The sequence below is a fragment of the Micromonospora pattaloongensis genome (genome assembly GCF_900107255.1).
In the GTDB taxonomy this organism is placed as follows: Bacteria; Actinomycetota; Actinomycetes; order Mycobacteriales; family Micromonosporaceae; genus Micromonospora_I; species Micromonospora_I pattaloongensis.
In genome coordinates, this window is sequence record NZ_FNPH01000001.1 from 1,009,713 (window position 1) to 1,032,672 (window position 22,960).

Here is a 22,960-nt window from a genome sequence, read left to right on the forward strand (position 1 = left end):
TCGCGCAACTAACCCAGAGTTAACTCCCCATAACCGCACTCGTACGTGCCCTCGTGCGTGCCTCCGATTCACGAGTTTTGAGGGGTTAACCTTGCGTCTCCGCCTCTTCGTGCTGGTCGCCGCGCTGCTCGGCAGCGTGCTGGCGCCCGCCACCGCGGCCCAGGCCGCGGCTCCCGCCGTGCAGATCACCAAGGTCTATTACAACTCGCCCGGCAGCGACAACCGCTCCAACAGCAGCCTCAACGCCGAGTACGTGACCCTGAAGAACACCACGCGCGGCACGCTCAACCTCTACCGGTGGACGTTGCGCGACAAGTCCAACCACGTCTACACGTTCACCGGGACCTTCTACCTGGGCGCCGGCAAGTCGGTCACCATCCACACCGGACGCGGCAGCAACTCCGCCGCGCACCGCTACTGGGGCTCGCGCGCCTACATCTGGAACAACACCGGCGACGCCGCGTACGTCCGCAACGCGTCCGGCAAGACGATCGACTCCTGCAGCTGGGGGTCGAAGGGCAGCTACACGAACTGCTGATCGACGGTCGGGTCGCCGCCGCGTCCCGGCGGCGACCCGCCACGTCAGGCCCAGGATCGCGCGAACACGACCCGCGCCTCGAGTTCGAGCAGGTGCCGCTTGCGCGGCAGGCCGCCGCCGAACCCGACCAGCTTGCCGCCGGCGCCGACGATCCGATGGCACGGCACGATCACGGGGATCGGGTTGCGGTTGCAGGCGACGCCGACCGCCCGCGCCGCGCCGGGCTCGCCGAGCGCCTTCGCCACGTCGCCGTACGTCCGCGTCTCGCCGTACGGGACCGTCGTCATCTCCCGCCACACGGCGCGCTCGAAGTCGGAGCCGCGCGGCACCGACAGCGGCACGGTGAACGCGGTCAGCTCACCGGCGAAGTACGCCCGCAGTTCGGCCACCGCGGCGCGCAGCGGCTCGTCGGGGAGCTCTGGCGCCGCCGCCGACTCGATCGCGCCGAAGCGCACCCCGCAGACCCCGGCCCCGTCAGCGGCGACCGAGAGCTCACCGATCGGCGAGTCGACCAACGTCCAGCGCATCCGCCCATTCTTCCTCCGCGGGCGTCGACAGGGCCTCGACGCCGGCGGCCGTCAGTCGACGATCCCCTCGGCGCGGGCCCAGCGCAGCAGCGCCGCCTCGGCCGCGTCCCGGTCGAGCGGGCCGTGCTCCAGCCGCAGCTCCTTCAGGTGCCGCCAGGCGCGGCCGACGATCGGCCCCGGCGGCACCCCGAGCAGCTCCATGATCGCGTTGCCGTCGAGGTCCGGCCGGACCCGTGCCAGGTCCTCCTCGGCCTGCAGCCGCGCGATCCGCTCCTCCAACGCGCCGTAGTCGGCCGCGAGCTGCGCCGCCTTGCGGCGGTTGCGGGTGGTGCAGTCGGAGCGGGTCAGCTTGTGCAGCCGGGACAGCAGATCCCCGGCGTCGGTGACGTAGCGCCGCACCGCCGAGTCGGTCCACTCGCCCCGGCCGTACCCGTAGAAGCGCAGATGCAGGCCCACCAGGCCGACCACCTGCGTCATCACGTCCTTCGGGTAGCGCAGCGCCTTCATCCGCTGTTTCGTCAGCCGCGCGCCGACGACCTCGTGATGGTGGAAGCTGACCCGGCCGTCCGGCGTGACCGCCTTCGTGGCCGGCTTGCCGACGTCGTGCATCAGCGCCGCCATCCGCAGCACGAAGTCCGCGCCGTCGGACTCCAGCGAGATGGCGTTGCTCACCACGGTCAGGGTGTGCTCGTACACGTCCTTGTGCTGGGCGTGCTCGTCGATCTCCAGCTTCAACCCGGAGAGCTCCGGCAGGAACCGGTCGGCGAGCCCGGTCTCCACCAGCAGCCGCAGCCCACGGATCGGGTCCGCGCCGCAGAGCAGCTTGGTGAACTCGTCACGGATCCGTTCCGCGGTGATCCGGTCGAGATCGGCGGCCATCTGCACCATGGCGGCCCGCACCTGCGGGTGGAGCGCGAACCGCAACTGCGCGGCGAAGCGCGCCGCGCGCAGCATCCGCAGCGGGTCGTCGCCGAAGGACTCCTGTGGCGTCCCCGGTGTCCGGATCACCTTCGCCGCGAGATCGTCCACCCCGCCGTACGGGTCGGTGAAGCGGTGGTCCGGGAGGCTCACCGCCATCGCGTTGATCGTGAAGTCGCGCCGCCGGAGGTCGTCCATCAGGTTCGTCCCGTACGCGACGACCGGGTTGCGGCTGACGCCGTCGTACGACTCGGCGCGGAAGGTGGTGATCTCCAACAGCAGGCCGCGCCGCTGCGCCCCGATCGTGCCGAACTCGCGCCCGGTCTCCCAGGTCGCCTCCGCCCAGCCCTTCAGCACCCGCAGCGTCTCGTCCGGCTCCGCGTCCGTGCAGAAGTCGAGGTCGTTGCCGAGTCGCCCCAGCAACGCGTCGCGCACCGAGCCGCCCACCAGGTGCAGCTCGTGCCCGGCGGCCGCGAATCGGCGCCCCAACTCGTCGGCGACGGGGGAGACGCGCAGCAGCTCGGTGACGGCGTTGCGCTGGACGGCGGTCAGTTCACGCCGGTCGGCAGCGCTGGCAGCGGGTGATTCGGACATGGGATCGCCAGCCTATCCGCCTTGGCCGGCGGCGATCCCGGCGGGCAGGATGGTCACCCGTGCCGTTCCCCGAGACCATCCGGACGTTGACCCGGGACCACGACTTCTGGCGCGCGTTCCTCCTCGAGCCCGATCCGCCCGCCGCGGCGGCGCTCCCCGACGAGCTGCGCATCACCTTCCCGGTGGCCGGCGGCTACGGTCTCGTCCTCGACCTGGACCTGCCGTACCGCGAGCACCGCCTCGGGCTGCGCCACCCGGGCGCCACCGAGCCGGTCGAGCTCGCCCGGATCGACGCGGCGCACCGCCACCCGTACGCCCTGCGCTGGACGGAGCTGGATCTCATCGGGCGGGTGATCGCCCTGGACGACCCCTCGCTGCCACACCCGGGGCTCCCCACGGCGCTGCTGTTCCGGTTCGCCCCGACCGCCCTCGGCGACGACGCCACGGTGGCGGCGGAGTTCCTCAGCGCGGCGCTGCGTTCCCTGCGTCGGCCCGAGCCCGCGCTCCCGCTGCCCCGGACCGGTCCGGAACAGCCACCGCTGGCCCTCTTCGAGGATCCGCGGTGGTGGCCCGCGCCGCCGCCGGCGCCGGTCACGGTCCTCGACGAACAGCGGATCGCGGCGCAGGTACGGGAGAACGACGCCCGGTCGTCGGGCTTCGCGTGGCGGCACCGGCACGGCTGGGGCTGGGTGGCCGCCGGGGACGACGAACCGGACACGATGTGGCGCACCACGCGGGCGCGCGGCAACGAGAACTTTCCGTTCTACGGCCTGGCCGAACTGCTCAAGCACGCCCGCCGCCGGCTCGCCGGACTGCTCGACGCGCCCTGGCGCGACCCGGACACGGTGATCCCGCTCGCGCGGCGGATCTGCGACACCGGCGATCTCACCGAGGTGCCGGCACTGGCCGCGGCCCTCGAACGGGCCGGGTGCGACCACCCCACGGTGATGGACGCGCTGACGGCTCCGCTGGTTCCCGCCCAGGCGTGCTGGGTGGTCGAGGCGCTGGTCTGGGCGGAGCCGGGCACGATGGCGCGCCGTCATTTCCGGAGCGCCCCTGGATGAGGCGCGCCCCGCTGTCACCGCGGCGGCTAAGGTCGGATCTCGTCTGGCGGACGCTCCCGGTCCGTCCGTTGGCGCTGGAGGAGGTCGGATGAGCGGCGGGCTGTACCGCAGTGCGAACGCGGGGCCCGGCGGCGATGCTCCGCCGGACGACGGCGCCACGCTGATCTCGGTGCGCGCCGCGGACCAGGCCATCGCCGAACCCCCCGGCACCGGGCCGGAGCCGGCGGGCGACCCCGGCGCGGAAGCGGGGCGGGGCAGCGCCGCGGGCAACAGCGCCATGATGGCGATCGGCAGCCTGGTCAGTCGGGGGACCGGGTTCCTGCGCACCGCGGTGATCGCCGCCGCGCTCGGCGGCGGGCTCGTCGGCGACGCGTACACCACGGCGCAGTTCTTCCCCGGCATGATCTACGAGCTGCTGCTCGGTGGCATCCTGACCAGCGTCGTCATCCCGGTGCTGGTGCGGCGGCGCAAGACCGACGCCGACCGCGGTGAGGCGTACACGCAGCGGCTGCTCACGCTGGCGGTCCTGACGCTCGGCGCGACGACCCTGCTCGCGGTGCTCGCCGCGCCGCTGCTGGGGATGATCTACACGTCGGACGGGTCCACGCGGGGTCTGCTCACCGCGCTGTCGTACCTGATGTTGCCGATGATGTTCTTCTCCGGGTTGTCGGCGATGCTCAGCGGCGTGCTCAACACGCGCGGGCACTTCGCGGCGCCGATGTGGGCGCCGATCCTCAACAACCTGGTCGTCATCGGCACCGCCGGGCTCTACATCCTGGTCTTCGGCGCCGAGCTGATCCGGCCGAGCCAGATGACGCCGGCCCGGGTCCTGGTGATCGGCGGCGGCACGCTGCTCGGCATCGTGGTCCAATCGCTCGGGCTGTGGCCCGCGCTGCGCAAGGTCGGCTTCCGCTGGCGCTGGCGCTTCGACTTCCGGGCGCTGGGCCTGCGCGAGTTGGGTCGGCTCGGCGGGTGGATGTTCTGCTACGTGGCGGTCAGCCAGGTCGGCGTCATCGTGCTGCTCCGGCTGCTCAGCCAGGCCAACGCCGAGGGCAACGTCGCCGGCGCGATGATCTACAACAACGTCTATCTGCTGATGATGATGGCCCACGGCATCGTCGCCGTCTCCATCATCACCGCGCTGATGCCGCGGATGAGCGCGGCCGCGGCGGACGGACGCATGCACGATCTGGCGGCGGACCTGTCGCGGGGGACCCGGATGACCACCGCGGTGCTCGCCCCGATCGCGGTCTGTTACGCCGTGCTCGCCCAGCCGATTGCGACCACGCTCTTCAACCGCGGCGCGTTCACCCGGGAGAACGCGACGGCGACCTCCCTGGTGCTGCTCGTCGCCGCGCTGGCGCTGGTGCCGTTCGCGATCAGCCAGCTCTTCACGTTCGCCTTCTACGCCCTGCCCGACACGAAGACGCCGGCGCTGATCAACATTCCGGTGGTCCTGCTGCGGGTCGCGGTGCAGGTCGGCGTGTTCCTGGCGTTCGCGGCGGAGTTCACCGCGTCGGGGTTGATGGTCGGAAACGCGCTCTCGTACGTGGCCGCCGCCGTGCTCTCCGCCGTGCTGCTGCGACCGCGGATCGGGCGCATCGGCCTCCGGGAGATCATGACTTCCTTCGGCAAGGTGCTCGTCGCCGCGCTCGTCGCCGGGGTGGCCGGGCTCGCGGTGGTCAGCCTGATCTTCGGTGGCGGGGGCGCGGCGGACGCCGGGGGAGGGCGCAATCTCGTCGCGCTCGTGGCGGGCGGGATCGTGATCTGCGGAGTCTACGGCGCGGTGGCGCTGGCGCTGCGGCTGCGTGAGGTGACGGACGTGGTGGCGATGGTCCGGCGCAAGATCGGACGCTGACCACGACGGTGGGGCTGTGCACGGACGGGGGCCTGTGGACAACTTCGCCGCTCCGCGCTGCCAGGCAGGGGATATCCCTGTGGATAACGCTCTCAGTAATCAGGCGGTTACGGCTTCATGGGCGATTTTCCGGGCCGCGCCCGGCCCTACCGTCGCCGGCCGACGACGTCGGTCGCCGGACGCCCACAGACGATTAACAGGGATGTAAGGGACGATCACCCGGTGTCGACTGGCATCGGGACGGGCGTGGCGCGAAGATGACATGTTGGGTATCCGACGAACACAGGTAAGGTCGGTCTCGGCCCGTGCGCGCAGCGCCTAGGCTGTGCAGCGACGCTCGGCGGCGGGTGTTGCTGTCTTCAACGTGCGGACAGCCCGAACAGCACCGGACCATCGATCGTAAACGATCACCGAGGGAGGACTGGTGACCAAGGTCGGCGAAGGTCAGGAGGCGGAGCAGGTCGCGCCGCCCGTGGTGACCTTCGGTGCACCTACCGTCGGTGAGATCCTGGCCGACCGGTACGAGTTGGCCGAACACATCAACGACGACAGCGCGGGCCGGCAGGTATGGCGCGGCGTCGACGTCGTGCTCCGCCGGCCGGTCGCCGTAGTGCTGCGCTACCCCGGCGGCGACTCGGCCATGGAGATGCTCACCGCCGCCGTGGCGGCGAGCCGCGTCATCCATCCGAACCTCGTCGGCGTCTACGACGCGATCGACGAGGGCGAGCGGGCGTACGTCGTCCGCGAGTGGGTCGACGGCGAGGCGCTGCGCGAGGTCGTCGCCGAGGGCGGACCACTGGACCCGGGCCGCGCCACGAGCGTCGCGCACGCCGTCGCCGGGGCGGTCGCCGCCGTGCACGCCACGGGGATGGTGCACGGCAACATCCACCCCGGGACGGTCATGATCGGCCACGACGCCCGCGTGGTGCTCGCGGACGCCCGGGCCGACGGCGGCGAGACGCACGCCACCGACGTGCGGGCGATCGGCGGGGTCCTGTACTTCGCGTTGACCGGCCACTGGCCGCACGCCGAAGCCGGCGCCTCGACGCTGCCCGACGCCGTACGCGACGCGAGCGGCACGATCGCGGCCCCGCGACAGGTGCGGGCCGGCATCCCGGCGTACCTGGACGACCTCACGATGGACCTGCTCGACCCGCGGGTCGAGGCCCCGTCCTCCGATGTCCTCGCCGCGGAGCTCGCACGGTTGGACGCTGCCGCGGAGGAGCATTACCTGGAGGATCCCGGCCCGCTGCGTTTCGCCTCGACCGACGAGCCGGCGGATCCGCCCCGCGCCACCAACCGGAAGCTCCTGGCCGGCGTCGCCGCCCTGGTGGTGATCGCGATCGCCGGGCTGTTCTTCGGCATCAACGCCCTCGGCAACGGCAGCGGAGACAACACCGCTGACCCGACCAACCCGCCGAACGCGTCCGCGGGGGCCGGAGAGGGGACCAACGCGCCGGTCCAGAAGCCGCAGAAGATCGCGCTGGGGCCGGACCAGGTGCGGGTCGTCGACCCGGACGGGCAGCGGGACGAGCTCGACGGGGTCGAGGCGGCCGTGGACGGAAACATCGACACCGGCTGGAAGACCGACGCGTACGTGACCAGCCCCAAGTTCGGCAACATCAAGCAGGGCATGGGGATCCTCATCGACCTGAAGCAGGAGCGCTCGGTCACGTCGGTCCAGGTGGTCCTCTCCGCCCCCGGTGCCTCCGCCCAGCTGCTCTCCGGCGCCAGCGACCCCGGTTCGAGCAAGAGCGGCGACGAGCAACTCCTCAAAGCGTTCAAGAACGGCCGCATCGGAGAGCCGCTGGAGAATCACCGCGGCACCACCATGGCGTTCAGCGGCTTCTCGCCGGACCTGTCCTACCGCTACCTGCTCGTGTGGATCACCGAGCTGCCCCCGGCCTCCGAGGCCGGCAAATTCCAGATCGGCGTCCAGGAAATCACGGTCGAGGGACGGTGACCGCGCGCCGGGCCCGACGCGGTCGACCGGAGGACGCCTCGGGGGAGAGCCATGACCGGTTCAGCGCCGCGCAACGACGGCAGTCCCGGCTCCGCCGAGAGCGCCCCACGGCCGCACGTGTCGAGCGACCTCGCTGACGACGAGCTGCTGCGGGCGCACGCGCAGGGCGACCCCGACGCGTTCGCCGAGTTGTTCCACCGTCACCGCGACCGGCTCTGGGCCGTCGCGCTGCGCCTCCTCGCCGACCGCGAGGAGGCGGCCGACGCGCTGCAGGACGCGCTGCTCTCCGCCCATCGCGCGGCGGACCGGTTCCGCGGCGACTCGGCGGTCACCACCTGGCTGCACCGCATCGTGGTCAACGCGTGCCTCGACCGGTTGCGCCGCCGGCAGGCCCATCCCACGGTCCCGCTGCCGGACGGGCACGCCCGGTCCGACGGCGGGGCACCGACGGGCGGGCCGGAGCCGGCCGCTCCGGCACCCGACCACGACACGGCGCTCGTCGTCCGGCAGGCGCTGGCCCAGCTCCCGCCCGAACAGCGGGCCGCGCTCGTCCTCGTCGACGTGCAGGGCTATCCGGTGGCGGAGGCGGCGCAACTCCTGGGGATCGCCGAGGGCACGGTGAAGAGCCGATGCGCCCGGGGGCGCGCGCGGCTGGCCGTGCTGCTCGGCTATCTGCGCCCCGACCGGAGCCCGCAATCGCGTGCGGTGACCGTGCCGTCGGTCACGCCGGGGAACCTCGCAGCCCGCACCGACGTCACATCGGGGTCCCGCGCAGCGCGCGACGGCAGCGAGGAGGAAGAGTGAGCGCCGGCGAGTTCCGAGAGGTCGATCACGACCTCCTCGCCGACTACGTCGGCGGGGCGCTGGACGACACCGGCGAGGCGGCGGTCGTGGCCCGGCTCATCGTCGCGGACCCGGCGTGGGCCGCGGCCCACATGGCGCTCACCGAGGCGACCCGCGCCGTCGGCTCCGACCTCGCCGACTGGGGTGCGACGCCCGAGCCGATGCCGTCGGAGGTCGCCGACCGGCTGGCGCGCGCGCTCGTCGACGCGAACCTGCGCGACGCCCCGTCCGCCGCCGCGACACCTCCGAAGGTCGGGCTCGCCGTCGTTCCGCCAGCTCCCGGACGCGACGGAGACGACAACGTCGTACGCCCGCGTCGCGGCTGGCCCCGGTGGGCGGCGCCGATCGCTGCCGCCGCCGGCATGGCCGCGTTCGCCGGCTTCGGGCTCACGCAGCTCACGGGTGGTGACCGGCCCGCGCGGGACAATTCGACGGCGGCCAGGGACACCGTGGGGCCGCGCGACGCGCAGGAGGACGCGCCGGCGGTGACCTCCGCGCGATCGGGCAGCCCCCAATTCGCGAGGCGACCGGCGCGGGTGGTGAGCAGCGGCACCGACTACGGTCCCGGCACGCTGAAGGGGCTCCCCGACGACACCGGGCGCCCCCGGTACGCGTCTCCGCTGACCGCCACCGACGCCGCGCAGGGGTCATTCCCCGCGGTGCCGCGGGCGCTCCGGCCGCTCGCGGACGATGCGGCGCTCGCCGCCTGCCTCGATGCGGTCACCACCGCGCACGGGCGGGGACCGATCGTGGTGGACGTGGTCGACTTCGCGTCCTTCCAGCGGGCGCCGGCGGTCGTCGTCGCCTTCACCGACGGCACCGCCGAGCGGTGGGTGTGGGTCGCCGGTCCGAGGTGCGGACACCCCGGAGCTGGCTCGGACACGCGTCACCACGCGCGGGTAGGGTGAAACGACGGTCGGCGGGTACGTGACGTGACCCACCACTTGACCGGTTCGGGAATCTCCGCTTCGTAACATGACGTTCTGCATCGCAGTTGCCGTTGCGCCCCGCGCGGGCGGAACCAGCCCGCCGTCGGCCCATCACCGCACGGCGCACCAGAGACTATCGGGAGTCGGCAGTGGACGAGGTCCGTAACCTGATCATCATCGGCTCGGGGCCGGCCGGTTACACCGCGGCGGTGTACGCCGCACGCGCCAACCTCAAGCCCCTCGTCATCGAGGGCGTCCAGTCCGGTGGTGCCCTGATGACCACCACCGAGATCGAGAACTTCCCCGGCTTCCCGGACGGCATCATGGGGCCGGAGCTGATGGACTCGATGCGCAAGCAGGCCGAGCGCTTCGGGGCCGAGTTCATCACCGACGACGCGACGCGCGTGGAGCTGGTCGACACCGGCGTACCGGGCTCCGGCGCCGCCCACACGGTGTACGTGGGCGAGACCGCGTACCGCGCCAAGGCGGTCATCCTCAGCACCGGCTCGGCCTGGCGGCCGCTCGGCGTGCCGGGGGAGCAGGAGCTGCTGGGCCACGGCGTCTCCTCGTGCGCCACCTGCGACGGCTTCTTCTTCCGCGGCCAGCACATCGTCGTGGTCGGCGGTGGTGACTCGGCGATGGAGGAGGCGACCTTCCTGACCCGCTTCGCCGAGACGGTGACGATCATCCACCGCCGCGACGAGTTCCGGGCCAGCAAGATCATGGCCGAGCGTGCGCTGTCGAACGACAAGATCCGTGTGGAGTGGAACACCGTGGTCGAGGAGATCCTCGGCGACGACGGCAAGGTGGTCGGCGTCCGCGTCCGCAACGCGCACACCGGCGAGGCGAAGGTCCTCGACGTGACCGGCGTGTTCGTCGCGATCGGTCACGACCCGCGCAGCGAGCTGTTCCGCGGCCAGGTCGAGCTCGACGAGAGCGGCTACGTCAAGGTGGACGCCCCGACCACGCGGACCAGCATTCCCGGCGTGTTCGCCGCCGGTGACGTGGTCGATCACACGTACCGTCAGGCGATCACCGCCGCCGGTACCGGCTGTGCCGCGGCCCTGGACGCGGAGCGGTTCATCGCAACGCTGGAAGAAGTCTGAAACACACCCCGAGCGGGTGCCCGAGGGAGGGTTCTAGTGGGAGCAACCAAGGCGGTCACCGACGCCAACTTCGTCACTGACGTGCTGCAGTCCGACAAGCCGGTGCTCGTCGACTTCTGGGCCGAGTGGTGCGCGCCGTGCCGCAAGGTCTCGCCGCTGCTCGAAGAGATCGCCGGCGAGATGGGGGACAAGGTCACCATCGTGAAGCTCAACATCGACGAGAACCCGGAGACGGCCCGCGCCTACCGCGTGATGTCCGTGCCGACCCTGACCATCTTCAAGGGCGGCCAGCCGGTGCAGTCCGTGGCGGGCGCCCGTCCCAAGGGCGACCTGGTCAAGCTGATCGAATCGGCGCTGTAGCGACCGACCATCCGCAGCCGTCCGCGCCTCGCATCGCCCGCCGATGCGGGGCGCGGTCCGTGCCCGGGCCGCATCCGCGCCGCCCGGCGCGGCGCCCGGCTGCATAGCGTCAACAACGCCAACACCGCGCAGCGCGTCACGGTACGCTCCGGAAGCGTTCTCACCGAGCGTGCAGCCGGAAGCCCTGCGGCCGCCGAACGGGGCGCGGTTCGCCAAGCACGCCACGCGCGCAGAGGGAGGTCGTACGTGCGTCCGATCCGACGCGGGGACCGCGGACCGGCGGTCACCGAGATCCGAGCCGTTCTCGTCGGGCTCGACCTGCTGCGGCCGACCGATCCGGATCTAACGGACGGATTCGCGCCCGGCACCGACGAATTCGACGCCGGGACGGAGTGGGCGGTCCGCACGTTCCAGCAGAGCCGGGGCCTGACGATCGACGGTCAGGTCGGCGCGGAGACCTGGCGGGCCCTGGACGCGGCCCGGTGGCGGCTCGGGGACCGGGCGCTCTACCACGCCATCCCCGAACCCCTGAACGGTGAGGACGTGCGGATCCTGCAGGAACGCCTGCTGGAGATGGGGTACAACGTGGGCCGCCCGGACGGCGTCTACGGCGCCCGGACCGCGCGCGCCGTCGCGCAGTTCCAACGGGAGATCGGGCTGTCGCCCGACGGGTCCTGCGGCCCGCAGACGATGCACGCGCTGCGTCGGCTCGGCCGCAAGGTGATCGGCGGGCGACCCCAGTGGCTGCGCGAGGCCGACGCGCTGCGCGAGTCGGGCCCCAACCTGGTCGGCAAGACCATCATCATCGACCCCGGCCACGGCTCCGCCGACCCGGGCATCGTGGTCCCCGACGGCCTGCTGCGCTGGACCGAGGCCGATCTGGCGTACGACCTCGCGGCCCGGCTGGAGGGCCGGCTGGCGGCGGCGGGGATGCGGGTGCACCTGACGCGCGGCCCGGCGCCGACCGCGCCGCTGCCCGACCTGGTCCGCACCCAGCTCGCCAACGACCTGGGTGGCGATCTGTTCATCTCGCTGCACATCGACGGTCACGCGAACCCGGAGGCCGAGGGCGTCGCCACCTACCACTTCGGCACCGGCAACGGTGTGACGTCGACGGTGGGGGAGCGTCTCGCCAACCTCGTCCAACGCGAGATCGTCGTCCGCACCGACCTGCGGGACTGCCGCTCCCACGCCAAGACGTGGGAGCTGCTGCGCCTGACCCGGATGCCCGCGGTCCGGGTCGACGTCGGCTACCTGACGTCTCCCACCGACCGCGCACGGCTGGTCGACCCGCTCTTCCGGGACCGCGTCGTCGAGGCGATCGTCGCCGCGGTGCAGCGGATGTACTTTCCGATCGAGCAGGACGTGCCGACCGGCTCGATCGACGTGCGCACGCTGCGCGCCGTCGTCGCTGCCGCCGCGGCCGACTGACCCAGCCGCGCCGGTGCGCTCAGCCCCGGTCAGACCGTGGTGCTGCGGGTGGCTGGGCGGACCGGCCGGAGCAGCGTCTCCGGGCTCATCGAGCCGAGCAGCTTCTCCAGCGCGTACTCCACGTCCGACTTCCACGACAGCGCCGTCCGCAGCTCCAGCCGCAGTCGGGGATAACGCGGGTGCTGCCGGACGGTCTTGAAACCGACCGAGAGGAAGAAGTCGGCGGGCGCCACGCACCCCGGCATGCCCTCGGCGACGTCGCCGAACTTGGCGTCACCGAACGCCTCGATCGCCTTGATGCCCCGCTTCGTCAGGTCGCGCGCCACCCCCTGCACCAGCATCCGCCCCAGCCCGCCGCCGGCGAAGGCCGGCACGATGTGCGCGGTGGTGAGCAGGGCGGCGTCGGCCGAGACCGGGGAGGTCGGGAACGCGAGCGACCGGGGCACGTACGACGGCGGGGCGTACATCACGAACCCCGCCGGCATACCGTCGACGTACGCCAGCTTGCCGCACGAGCCCCACTCCAGCAGCGTCTGCGAAACCCAGGCCTCTTTCTCCAGCCCCGGGTCACCGGCGGCGCGGGCCCGCTCGGCCGACACGGGGTCGAGCTCCCAGAAGACGCACCGCCGACACGGCTGCGGCAGGTCTTCGAGCGTGTCCAGCGTCAAGCTGACCAAACGTCGCGACATTGGCGCATCCTCAAAAACCGGTCGAGTGTCGAAACACCGCGGAGCCTGCCACGCGCCGCCTCGTTGCCCCCAAGGTCGGATCGTACGCCGGAACCTCGCGAGCCGGGAGAGGTCGGGCGGGGTGGGCACAGAGCACTGTCCGGCATGTGAGCCGACACGCGATACGGCCACGCGCCGCGACACGCCGGACTACGATCGACCAACCAGCCCTTTTCTGCCGCCACCGGCGCCGGCACTACCGCGTGGCAAGCGCGCGATCGAGGTGATGTCATGACCGGCACGACGCTCGACGACTACACCGACCGCTACGCCCGGCGGGTACGGGGAATGACGGCTTCCGAGATCCGCGCACTGTTCGCGGTCGCCAGCCGCCCCGAGGTCGTGTCGCTCGCCGGTGGCGCACCGTACATCGCGGCGCTGCCGCTCGACGCCGTCGGCGAGATGCTCGGCCGGCTCGGCAGCGAGGACGGGGTGACCACCCTGCAGTACGGCATCGGCCAGGGCACGCTGGAGCTGCGCGAGCGGATCTGCGAGGTGATGTCCCTCTCCGGGATCGACGTCGGCAGCGGCGCCTCCCCGGAGGACGTGGTCGTCACGGTCGGCGGCCAGCAGGCGCTGGACCTGGTCGCCCGCCTCTTCCTCGACCCCGGCGACGTGGTGCTCGCCGAGGGGCCCACGTACGTCGGCGCGCTCGGCGTCTTCCAGGCCGCCCAGGCGCAGGTCGTGCACGTGCCGATGGACGAAGACGGGCTGGTGCCCGAGGCGCTGGAACTGGCGATCGCCGAGGTGTCGAAGTCGGGCCGGCGCGCCAAGTTCCTCTACACGATCCCCACCTTCCAGAACCCCGCCGGAGTGACGCTCACCGAGGAGCGCCGGGAGCGGGTGCTGGACATCTGCGAGCGCGCGGGGCTGCTCGTCATCGAGGACGACCCGTACGGGCAGCTCGGCTTCGACGGGGACGTTCCCGCCCCGCTGCGCGCCCGCCGACGCGACGGGGTCTTCTACCTGAGCACCTTCTCGAAGACGTTCGCCCCCGGGCTGCGCGTCGGCTGGATCCTCGCGCCGCACGCCGTGCGTGACAAGCTCGTCATCGCCAGCGAGGCCCAGATCCTCTGTCCCAGCGCGTACGCGCAGGCCGCCGTCACGACGTACCTGAGCACGATGCCGTGGCGCGAACAGCTCAAGACGTACCGGGAGGTCTACCGGGAACGCCGCGACGCGCTGCTGACCGCCCTGCAGGATCTGATGCCCCCGGGCACGACCTGGACCCGGCCGGGCGGCGGCCTCTTCGTCTGGGCCTCGCTGCCGGACGGCCTCGACTCGAAGGCGATGATGCCGCGCGCGATCGCCGCCCGCGTCGCGTACGTGCCGGGCACCGGCTTCTACGCCGACGGCAACGGGGCCGGCCACATGCGCCTCAACTTCTCCTTCCCGCCCCCGGATCGGATCCGTGAGGGCGTGCGACGGCTGGCCGGCGTGATGGAGCAGGAGATCGCTATGCGCCAGGTCTTCGGGGCCATCGGCGGTCCCACCGGTCGGCGCCGCGGACAGGCCGGGTCGGACACCCCGGGTCCGGACTTGGCATGATCTCGGCATGAGCGCACGACCCACTGCACCATCCCCCGTCCCGACGTCGGAGATCCGCGTCCTCGTGCTCGCCGGGGGCCTGTCGTACGAACGGGACGTGTCGCTGCGGTCCGGCCGGCGGGTGCTCGACGCGCTGCGGGCCAGCGGCATCGAGGCCGAGCTGCGGGACGCGGACGTGACGCTGCTGCCCGCGCTCGAGGCCGACCCGCCGGACGCCGTCGTCATCGCGCTGCACGGCGCGACGGGGGAGGACGGCTCACTGCGCGGCGTCCTCGACCTCTACGACATCCCGTACGTCGGCTGCGACGCCCGCTCCTCGCGGCTCGCGTGGGACAAGCCGTCGGCGAAGACGGTGCTGCGGGAGGCGGGCATCCCCACCCCGGACTGGGTGGCGCTGCCGCACGACCGCTTCTCCGAGCTCGGCGCGGTCGTCGTACTCGACCGGATCGCCGAGCGGATCGGCCTGCCGCTGATGGTGAAGCCGGCGCACGGTGGATCCGGGCTCGGCGCCGCGGTGGTCCGGGACGTCGGCGCGCTCCCGGCGGCGATGGTCGGCTGTTTCTCGTACGACTCGACGGCGCTCGTCGAGCGCTACGTCCCCGGCATGGACGTCGCGGTCTCCGTCGTCGACCTCGGTGAGGGCCCGCAGGCGCTGCCCGCCGTGGAGATCGTGCCCCGCAACGGCGTGTACGACTACGCCGCCCGCTACACCGCGGGGCTCACGACCTGGCACGCCCCCGCCCGGCTCGACGCCGCGGTGGCGACCCGGGTGGCAGAGACCGCGCTGGCCGCCCATTCGGCCCTCGGTCTACGCGACCTGTCCCGCGTCGACCTGATCGTCGACGCGTCCGGCCAGCCACACGTGCTGGAGGTCAACGTGTCGCCCGGCATGACGGAGACGTCGCTGTTGCCGCTCGCGGTACAGGCGGCCGGCCTCGACTTCGGCAAGCTGCTCGCCACCCTGGTCTCGCGCGCGGCTGCCCGCCGCGGTTAGCTCCCCGCCGGCTCGGGCGCACTCGCCCATGTCGCCCGCGGAACCGCCGGCTGACCCGACGCGGCCAACGTCTCGTTCCTGCCCGACCCCGCGGTTGCGGCCGACCCATCGTTGACGGCCCGATCGTTGGCCGCCGGGGGACCGCCCAGCTCCGCCGCGTCCGGTTCGGCACCCGCCCGTCCTGCACCCCCGTCGCCGCTCCGCTTCGGGACGCCCGGCGCATCCGGCGTCGCCGTCGCCCGCCCTCCGGCATCCCCACGTCCCGGTGACGCCATCGCCTGGTCGCCTCGCGCCGCTGTGGGCGCGTTCTGGCCGTCCTCGTCGGGACGCGCGTCGTCCGCATCGTCGTCGCCGAGCACCGACCCGAGCACCTGGTCCGTCAGGCTCGACGGGGCCTGCCACTCGATCCGGGGCGGCGCCGCCAGCGGCCGCCCGCCGAACTCGGCCAGCCAGGCGGCCACAAGCGCCAGGTTCTCCCGCCACTGTGACTCGGGGATCGGCGGCAGGATGTCGTCCCACAACGAGAGGAAGGTTCCGCGCAGCTGGAGCCGCCCACGGGGCCGGGCCAGGAACCAGACGTGCAGGTGCGCGGCGCCGTCGCCCCACCGATTGACGTGGACCCGGGCAACGCCGTCGAGGGAGCGGATCGCCCGCTCCAACCGCACGGTCATAACCCCGAGTTCGGCCGCGAGCAGGTTGGGCAGGTCGCCGAGATCGAGGTGCGACCGGGACTCCAGGATCAGCACCATGGGCAGTCCGGTGGGGCGGTCCATGGCGCGTACCCGCCAGCGGTCACTCACCCAGATGTACGCCTCGTCCGGCGCGGCGCAGGCGCTGCAGTCGGCAGAGTCCTCACCCTTGCGCGGCGGTTCGACCGCCACCGGATCATCGAGTTGCTTGACGCGCAGCTCACCTTCGAACGGGAACGAGGGCCACTTCGTGAAGTCGGGAACAGAGCCAGGCGTGTGAGGCACGACGCTGACCCTAACGGAGCCAGGCACGCCTGTCCGTCCCCGTTTCGGACGGAGAGGGTGGAGCGCAGCTGTGCGGGCCGAGCATGCGGGACGGCGGTCAAAAGGTCCGTCGTCCACAGGGCGGAAGGGCGTTTTACGCGCGGTTTCACGTGAAACGGGGTGCCCTGTGGAAAACCGCTGTGGATGACGGCGGATACCTGACGGGCACCGCGGATCCTCGTTTCACGGCGCGCGTGCCGGGGGTTGCGGTATGGCGGCTCCGGGGATGCGGACCGTCGTGCGTCGACGCTGCGGGGTTTTCGCGGTGCGGCATGGCCGCATGAGCGGCGTCGACATCTCGCCGTCCGCAACTCCGCTGGTTGTTCAGCTCCGGCCCGTTGGGCGACGTGACCGGCGGATCCAAGTTTTCGGGGGCAAGACGCCGGAGTCCTGGAGCGCGGGTCGGCCAGGGCCTGATTGGCAGCTACGCAGGCTCTGTGTGGCGGCTTCGCAGGCACCCGGCCAGTCCTGGCCGCCGGACGCCCGGCCGCGCGGGCTGACAGGGACGCAGGACCCGGTCGAGGGGCTGCGCGCTTTGTACCGGGTGCTGGCGTCGGGCTCGCCGGCCACGGGTTTCGGCCACCCGCGAGTTTCATCCGCTGCATTCGGCGCTGGTCGCGGCTGGTCGACGCTCCATGGCATGCCCCGGGGGAGATCTGGGATCGCGCCGGTGCGTACGAGCAATGGAGGACGTCGCTCCCAGTCGAGCCCCCTGCGGGCCCCGCTTTGTTTCACGTGAAACGACCTCGTCTCCCGGTGCCACGAGACGACGCGGTGCCCGTGGTGCCGCGTCGGCTTGGCTACCGAGAAATCCGTGGGTGACCAAGGGGCGGCCGGCCACCACGACCAGCAGATCAAGAATGCAACCGCTGCTGAGCCTTCCGGCCGGCGACTGCGGCGATGCGCGGCACCGGAGGCCGACCGAGGAAGCGGGGGACCGGTATCCGCTGGTGCCGACGCACAGCCCAGCGGGCGGGGCGGTATCAGTGAAGGGCCAAGCGGCTGCGGGTGGTGCCGCCTGGGCCGATCGGGAGGCGATCTGATCCCCGCCCCGCGCGGGTCGATTTCGTCTCCCGACGGATCACGCCGGTTTGCCGGGACGCCGGTCGCCCATCCGGCGCTCGGCACGGCCGTGATGCCGGGACGGGCCGCCGCACATGCGGGCATCACGTCCGGGCAGAGTCATTGCACGCCGAGCGACGTCAGACGCCCAGGGTGATCATCACGGATGGCCGTCCTCGCGGGAACGGTGCCCCCGCCAGCCCCGGCCGCTCGGCGACCTGCGGTCCGCCGCCGACGTCCGACCGTTCCGCGTCCGGCGTCTCCGTCCGCCGCCGACGTGGTGCGGCGGCGTCCTACGTCGGACGATCGGCCCCAGCAGTCGGCGGGCGTCAGCCGTCCGCAGTCGCTCTCCGCTGCCCACGTCCGGCAGCCGACGTCCGCGGTCCGCGCCGGCCGTCGACGTCCGCGGTCCGCGTCCGCAGTCGACGCCGGCAACCCGGCCAGGGTAGTAGGCGTCCGGAGGGCTCGACGGATCGCCGGATCGAAAGCGCCCGCGGCGAAACCAATAGGCAGGTCGCCGCCACGTAGAACACGCGCCGGGTTCCAAAATGGGGGCGCGCGACTGCTGTGCCGATGGGGGCACGAGACCGCTGTGCCGATGGGGGCACGAGACCGCTGTGCCGATGGGGGCACGAGACCGCTGTGCCGATGGGGGACGGGAGCGCAGGGGAGTGGCCGAAGCTACCCGGGGCTGTGACCCGGACCCCTCCACGGCGATAGCGCCGCCCGCGACGCCGCCGCCAACGCTCTGCGCCACCGGCACGGTGGCCGCCCGGGCGCGCCACCACCCTCCTGGCGCCGAGACCCCACCACGCAGCAGGGAGAGTCGCCGGCGTGCAGCAGTGCGACGGGGACGCGCATCCGCCCCGGGCCAAACACATTGCGCCCATTCGCGTTTCACGTGAAACGACGATCCGCGCATCGGCTTCGCGTAGGGAGGGGTGGCGACCGCGGCGACGCCGATCGCGACCGCGGCGACGGCGGCCGGCACCGGTATCGCCGGACACGCGGCCGGCGTCGCGTCACCGAGCAGCTCGCAGGGCCGACGTACACCCCGAACGGCTCAGAGACGTGGTGCGCGGTTTGGCGTAGGCAACAAAATGGCCGCGGACCCGTCCGGGTCCGCGGCCATCGGCGCTGTGCAGGAAATCAGTCTGCGGGCTTGCGGTCCTCGACCCCGATGATGCCGACGATCCGCTCCAGGTCGTCGACGGTGGCGAACTCGATCGTGATCTTGCCCTTACTCCGCCCGATGTCCACCTTCACCCGAGTGTCGAACCGGTCGGAGAGCCGGTCGGCGAGATCGGTGAGCGCGGGCGCGTGCGGCTTCGCGCGGCGCTTGGGCGCCGCCTTCTTGGCCGGACCGTCCGAGAGCGCGAGCGAGACCAGCTCCTCGGTCGCGCGGACCGAGAGCCCCTCGGCGACGATCCGCTGCGCGAGCGACTCCTGCGTCTCCGCGTCCTCCAGCCCGAGCAGCGCCCGGGCATGACCGGCGGAGAGCACGCCCGCCGCGACCCGACGCTGCACGACGGCCGGCAGGTTGAGCAGACGAATTGTGTTCGAGATCTGCGGCCGGCTCCGGCCGATCCGGCGAGCCAGTTCCTCGTGCGTGACGCCGAACTCGTCGAGGAGCTGCTGATAGGCCGCCGCTTCTTCCAGCGGGTTCAAGTTCGCCCGGTGGATGTTCTCCAGGAGGGCGTCGCGGAGCATCGCGTCGTCCCGGGTGTCGCGGACGATCGCGGGGATCGTCTCCCGCCCGACCGCCTGAGCTGCCCGCCACCGACGCTCACCCATGACCAGCTCGTACCGCTGCTCGTCGAGTTGCCGGACCACGATCGGCTGCAGGAAACCGACCTCTTGGATCGAGACCTTCAGCTCCTCGAGCGCTTCTTCGTCGAAGACCTGTCGTGGCTGTTTCGAGTTCGGGACGATCGACTCGATCGGCAGCTCGGCGAACCGGGCACCCGGCACGGGCGCGAGCTCAGGTGCCGATTCCGCCTCCGGCACGTCCCCGGACGCGGTCGTGGTCTCGACCGCCGGTGTCGCGTCGGGAGAGGCCGTCGCCGGGCTCTCTGCCGTCGCGGCGTTTTCCGCCGATGGAGGCGCGCTCTCCACCGATGGCGCGGCGCTCTCCGCCGGTGCCGCTGCTGCCGGTGCCGGTACCGGCGCGGGCGCCGGCGGCTGGCTGGGCTGCGCCTCGACGGTGGCGACCCCCGACGCCTGTACGGGGGCCGTGGGGATCAGAGCCCCGAGCCCTCGTCCGAGCCCGCCCCGCGGACGGTTCTTCATGCCACGCCTCCCACCATCGTGTCCCGCCTACGCATTGTGGCCGAGGGGTGCTTTGACCCCGCGCTCCGCAATCTCCTGAGCCGCCTCGAAGTAGCTCGTCGCACCCCGCGAACCGGGATCGTAGGTCATAACGGACTGGCCGTAGCTCGGTGCCTCCGAGACGCGCACGTTCCGGGGGATGACCGCCTGGAGCACCTTGTCGCCGAAGTGGTTGCGCACGTCCTGCTCCACGGCGTCGGCGAGCCGCGTCCGCCGGTCGTACATCGTGAGCAGGATGGTCGAGACGTCGAGGTTGGGGTTGAGGTGCTGCTTGACCAGGTTGATGTTGTTGATCAGCTGGTTCAGCCCCTCCAGCGCGTAGTACTCGCACTGAATAGGGATGAGCACCTCCTGGGCCGCGACCAGAGCGTTGACGGTCAGCAGCCCGAGTGACGGAGGACAGTCGATGAAGACGTAGTCGAATCGTTCGGGGTGCGCGGCGATGGCGCGGGCGAGTCGGGACTCGCGCGCCACCACGGACACCAGCTCGATCTCGGCACCGGCCAGGTCGATCGTGGCGGGTACGCACCAGAGGTTCGGGATGCCCTCGACGGCCTGGGCGACCTCGGCGAGCGGCACGTTGTCGATGAGACAGTCGTAGACGTCGGGCACACCGGCGTGATGGGGCACGTTCAGGCCGGTCGAAGCGTTGCCCTGGGGGTCCAGATCGACGACGAGCACCCGGTTTCCGTGCAGCGCCAGCGCCACCGCGAGATTAACCGTGGTCGTCGTCTTTCCGACGCCGCCCTTCTGGTTCGCGACGCACATGATCCGGGTGTGTGCCGGACGCGGCATCGAGACCTCGCCAGTCGGATTCAGGATCTGCACGGCGCGCAACGCCTCCATAGCCAATGGGGGATCATCCTCTTCACGCGACGGAGTTTCACGTGAAACGTATCCGTCGGCCGCCGGTTCATCCGGGAAGGGTCCGGTTGAAGCGCCGGGCGTGTCGGAGTGATTCGCGTCGGCGCGGTTCGGCTGCGCCACCTCGACACGGGCGGAGGCGGTCGCCGCCGGCGGCCGCGGCGCCGGGGGATAGGGAGCGCTGGTCGGGGCCTCCGGCTGGGGCACCGTGGCGTATCCCGAGTAGCCGCTGCCGACCCGGGGCTGTGGCACCGCCCCGACATCGCCGCCCGCCCGCCGGCCCTCCCGGTCGCCCGGCCGACCGTCGTCCTCGGTTTCACGTGAAACCGGGGTGGCGCCAGCGCGACGGCCGCGCACGCTCAGCTCCGGGTCGTCGTATCTACCCTTGTCATGCACCGTGTCATCCCTGCCCGCTTCGGATGGATCGGCACCGGCAGCGCTTCCCTCCGCGCTATCGGACGTAGCGTATGGACCGGCAAGAAACGGCGATGGCTGCATCCCTCCGCTCACCGCCGCCCGGTCCACACTACCGACGCGCGGCCAGCCTACGGCCGATGGTCTGCTGTGGCCACGGCTGTCCGCGACGTGAGCCCGATCGATGCCCGAAGACGGGACGACAAACACCAGGAAACCGGACGTAAGCCGCAGAGTTCCACCGAATCGTGGTGGGGCGTCGACCGGCCAACCGACCTCCACCGTCCGCCCGACGTGCGCGTGTCCGACGTCACCGTTCGGCGTGGCAGAGTCTGCGCCGTCTTTCGGCGACCCCCACCCGACCATCTAGTCCCTCCGCGATCTCCCGCGCCCGGGCCTCCCCTCCGATTTGGAGCGGCGACCCGAGCGGGCCGCCTTTCTAGACGACCCTGCACGTGCCGGCACGACGTCGCGCTCTCGAACGATCTCCACGACGGTCGTCGGCGGCTCGATCAACTCGACCCCGCAGCACCTAACGACCGGGGTGCCACCGCCGAAGCGATCAATTACGTCACGGTGCTGCACCACTTCATCGGCCGCCGACGCGCCCTTCAGAGCGAGGACCCGGCCGCCGATCGCGGCCAGCGGAAGGCACCAACCGGCGAGCCGGTCGAGCGGGGCGACCGCGCGGGCGGTGACGATGTCGGCGGGGGAGGGAAGCGCATCGCGGCCAGCGTCGGGGATGGCGTCTTCGGCCCGCGCCCGGAGCACCGTGACAGTGTCCTCGAGCCCGAGCGCCGCGACGGCCTCGGAGAGAAACGCGGTGCGGCGGGCGAGCGGCTCGACCAACGTGACGGCGAGGTCGGGCCGCGCCACCGCCAGCACGAGTCCGGGTAGGCCGGCACCGGAGCCGACGTCGACGACGGACGCGCCGGTCGGGATGAGTTCGGCGACCGCGGCGCAGTTCAACAGGTGGCGTTCCCAGATCCGCGGGGCCTCCCGCGGGCCGATGAGCCCCCGGACGACGCCGTCGGTCGCGAGTAGATCCGCGTACGCCTCGGCCAGGTCGAGCCGATCGCCGAACAGGGCACGGGCCGCGTCGGCCAACTCCGCGGGCAGCGGTACGGCGCGCGGTCCGGTGTGCGCCGGTGGCGCGGTCGGGCCCGACAACGGGACCGGCCCGGGTGCCGTGGTGCCACCCGGGCCGGACTCTGCGCCAGTCGCGCGTTCGTATGGTGCGGTCATCGCGTCGTCAGTCGACCGGGCGCACGACGATGCGCCGGTTCGGCTCGACGCCCTCGGACTCACTCTGCACGCCGTCAAGCGCGTTGATCACGTCGTGCACGCACTTCCGCTCGAAGGCGGACATCGGCTCCAGCCGGACGGGCTCGCCGTACTCCTTGACCTTCTCGACCGCGTTCTTGGCCACCGCTGCGAGCTCCTTACGGCGGTTGGCCCGGTAGCCGCCGACATCGAGCAGAAGGCGGCTGGGGGTGCCGGTCTGCCGGAAGACCGCGAGCCGGGTCAACTCCTGCAGCGCCTCCAAGGTCGCACCCCGCTGGCCGACCAACGCCTGCAGGCGACCACCGACGACCTCGACGACCGGGCGGCCACCCGCGACCAGTTCGTCGATGTCGCCGTCGTAGTCCAGGATGTCGAGCAGGCCCTCGACGTAGTCCGCCGCGATCTCGCTCTGCCGGAAGAGGTCGCTCTCGGTGCTGCTGCGCGCCCCGGTCGCGGTCTCCTCGTCGTCGGTCTCCACGTCCTGCACCGCGACCGTGGTCGGGGCGTCCTCCTCGTCAACGGGCTGCTCGGTGCGGGGAAGGCTGGTGTCCGTCACGGTCTCATCTCCGTACTCGCTCGGCCGGACCTGTCCGG

18 protein-coding genes and 1 pseudogene are annotated in these 22,960 nt (G+C 72.1%); 11 read left to right on the forward strand and 8 right to left on the reverse strand.

What is annotated here, in order from left to right:
* The first annotated feature begins 91 nt into the window (after window positions 1-91).
* A complete protein-coding gene (locus BLW47_RS04915) occupies window positions 92-538 on the forward strand; it encodes a lamin tail domain-containing protein (protein ID WP_245736349.1) in 447 nt (148 codons plus the stop codon).
* Window positions 539-582: 44 nt separating this feature from the next.
* On the opposite strand, the gene BLW47_RS04920 is transcribed toward BLW47_RS04915, so the two are convergent.
* The gene (locus BLW47_RS04920) at window positions 583-1,065 is read right to left on the reverse strand and encodes a methylated-DNA--[protein]-cysteine S-methyltransferase (RefSeq protein ID WP_091551840.1); all 483 of its coding nucleotides are present in this window, start codon (window positions 1,063-1,065) and stop codon (window positions 583-585) included.
* Window positions 1,066-1,116: 51 nt separating this feature from the next.
* Complete coding sequence (locus BLW47_RS04925; protein ID WP_091551842.1) at window positions 1,117-2,577, reverse strand: CCA tRNA nucleotidyltransferase; 1,461 nt, start codon at window positions 2,575-2,577, stop codon at window positions 1,117-1,119.
* A gap of 59 nt (window positions 2,578-2,636) precedes the next feature.
* Here BLW47_RS04925 and BLW47_RS04930 point away from each other — a divergent pair, with 59 nt between their 5' ends.
* The 8 genes and pseudogenes from BLW47_RS04930 (at window position 2,637) to BLW47_RS04965 (ending at window position 12,131) form a co-directional block, all read left to right on the forward strand.
* On the forward strand, window positions 2,637-3,641 hold the full coding sequence (locus BLW47_RS04930; RefSeq protein ID WP_245736351.1) for a hypothetical protein: 1,005 nt from the start codon (window positions 2,637-2,639) through the stop codon (window positions 3,639-3,641).
* Window positions 3,642-3,729: 88 nt separating this feature from the next.
* Complete coding sequence (murJ, locus tag BLW47_RS04935) at window positions 3,730-5,499, forward strand: murein biosynthesis integral membrane protein MurJ (RefSeq protein WP_091551845.1); 1,770 nt, start codon at window positions 3,730-3,732, stop codon at window positions 5,497-5,499.
* A gap of 396 nt (window positions 5,500-5,895) precedes the next feature.
* Window positions 5,896-7,462, forward strand: a pseudogene (locus tag BLW47_RS04940) (protein kinase family protein).
* A 51-nt stretch (window positions 7,463-7,513) separates the two neighbouring features.
* Window positions 7,514-8,266, forward strand: coding sequence for an RNA polymerase sigma factor SigM (gene sigM / locus BLW47_RS04945; RefSeq protein WP_091551851.1), 753 nt, complete (start codon window positions 7,514-7,516; stop codon window positions 8,264-8,266).
* A complete protein-coding gene (locus tag BLW47_RS04950) occupies window positions 8,263-9,213 on the forward strand; it encodes a hypothetical protein (protein ID WP_091551853.1) in 951 nt (316 codons plus the stop codon). Before sigM ends, BLW47_RS04950 begins: the two co-directional genes overlap by 4 nt.
* Window positions 9,214-9,383: 170 nt before the next feature.
* Window positions 9,384-10,340: a thioredoxin-disulfide reductase gene (gene trxB, locus BLW47_RS04955; protein WP_091551856.1), complete on the forward strand. Its 957-nt coding sequence runs from the start codon at window positions 9,384-9,386 to the stop codon at window positions 10,338-10,340.
* Window positions 10,341-10,376: 36 nt separating this feature from the next.
* On the forward strand, window positions 10,377-10,700 hold the full coding sequence (trxA, locus tag BLW47_RS04960; protein ID WP_091551858.1) for a thioredoxin: 324 nt from the start codon (window positions 10,377-10,379) through the stop codon (window positions 10,698-10,700).
* Window positions 10,701-10,946: 246 nt separating this feature from the next.
* Window positions 10,947-12,131 carry an N-acetylmuramoyl-L-alanine amidase gene (locus BLW47_RS04965; protein WP_091551860.1) on the forward strand — a complete coding sequence of 395 codons (1,185 nt, stop codon included), beginning with the start codon at window positions 10,947-10,949 and terminating at the stop codon, window positions 12,129-12,131.
* A 29-nt stretch (window positions 12,132-12,160) separates the two neighbouring features.
* Here the strand turns inward: BLW47_RS04965 and BLW47_RS04970 are convergent, their stop codons facing one another.
* Window positions 12,161-12,820, reverse strand: a complete 660-nt coding sequence (locus tag BLW47_RS04970; RefSeq protein WP_091551863.1) for a GNAT family N-acetyltransferase — start codon at window positions 12,818-12,820, stop codon at window positions 12,161-12,163.
* A 270-nt stretch (window positions 12,821-13,090) separates the two neighbouring features.
* On the opposite strand from BLW47_RS04970, the gene BLW47_RS04975 reads away from it, so the two are divergent.
* Window positions 13,091-14,407, forward strand: a complete 1,317-nt coding sequence (locus BLW47_RS04975) for an aminotransferase-like domain-containing protein (RefSeq protein WP_091551866.1) — start codon at window positions 13,091-13,093, stop codon at window positions 14,405-14,407.
* Window positions 14,408-14,414: 7 nt separating this feature from the next.
* Entirely contained in the window at window positions 14,415-15,401 is a 987-nt protein-coding gene (locus tag BLW47_RS04980) for a D-alanine--D-alanine ligase family protein (RefSeq protein WP_091551868.1), read from the forward strand.
* Here the strand turns inward: BLW47_RS04980 and BLW47_RS25875 are convergent.
* The 5 genes from BLW47_RS25875 to BLW47_RS05005 all read right to left on the reverse strand — a co-directional run bounded on the left by BLW47_RS25875 (window position 15,398) and on the right by BLW47_RS05005 (window position 22,922).
* Window positions 15,398-16,375 carry a hypothetical protein gene (locus BLW47_RS25875; RefSeq protein WP_091552586.1) on the reverse strand — a complete coding sequence of 326 codons (978 nt, stop codon included), beginning with the start codon at window positions 16,373-16,375 and terminating at the stop codon, window positions 15,398-15,400. The genes BLW47_RS04980 and BLW47_RS25875 overlap by 4 nt on opposite strands.
* Window positions 16,376-18,625: 2,250 nt before the next feature.
* On the reverse strand, window positions 18,626-19,765 hold the full coding sequence (locus BLW47_RS04990; protein ID WP_245736353.1) for a ParB/RepB/Spo0J family partition protein: 1,140 nt from the start codon (window positions 19,763-19,765) through the stop codon (window positions 18,626-18,628).
* 27 nt (window positions 19,766-19,792) lie between these two features.
* A complete protein-coding gene (locus tag BLW47_RS24600; RefSeq protein WP_091551874.1) occupies window positions 19,793-21,064 on the reverse strand; it encodes an AAA family ATPase in 1,272 nt (423 codons plus the stop codon).
* A gap of 384 nt (window positions 21,065-21,448) precedes the next feature.
* Window positions 21,449-22,327 carry a 16S rRNA (guanine(527)-N(7))-methyltransferase RsmG gene (rsmG, locus tag BLW47_RS05000; protein WP_091551877.1) on the reverse strand — a complete coding sequence of 293 codons (879 nt, stop codon included), beginning with the start codon at window positions 22,325-22,327 and terminating at the stop codon, window positions 21,449-21,451.
* A gap of 7 nt (window positions 22,328-22,334) precedes the next feature.
* Window positions 22,335-22,922, reverse strand: a complete 588-nt coding sequence (locus BLW47_RS05005; RefSeq protein WP_091552588.1) for a Jag family protein — start codon at window positions 22,920-22,922, stop codon at window positions 22,335-22,337.
* Window positions 22,923-22,960: the final 38 nt, after the last annotated feature.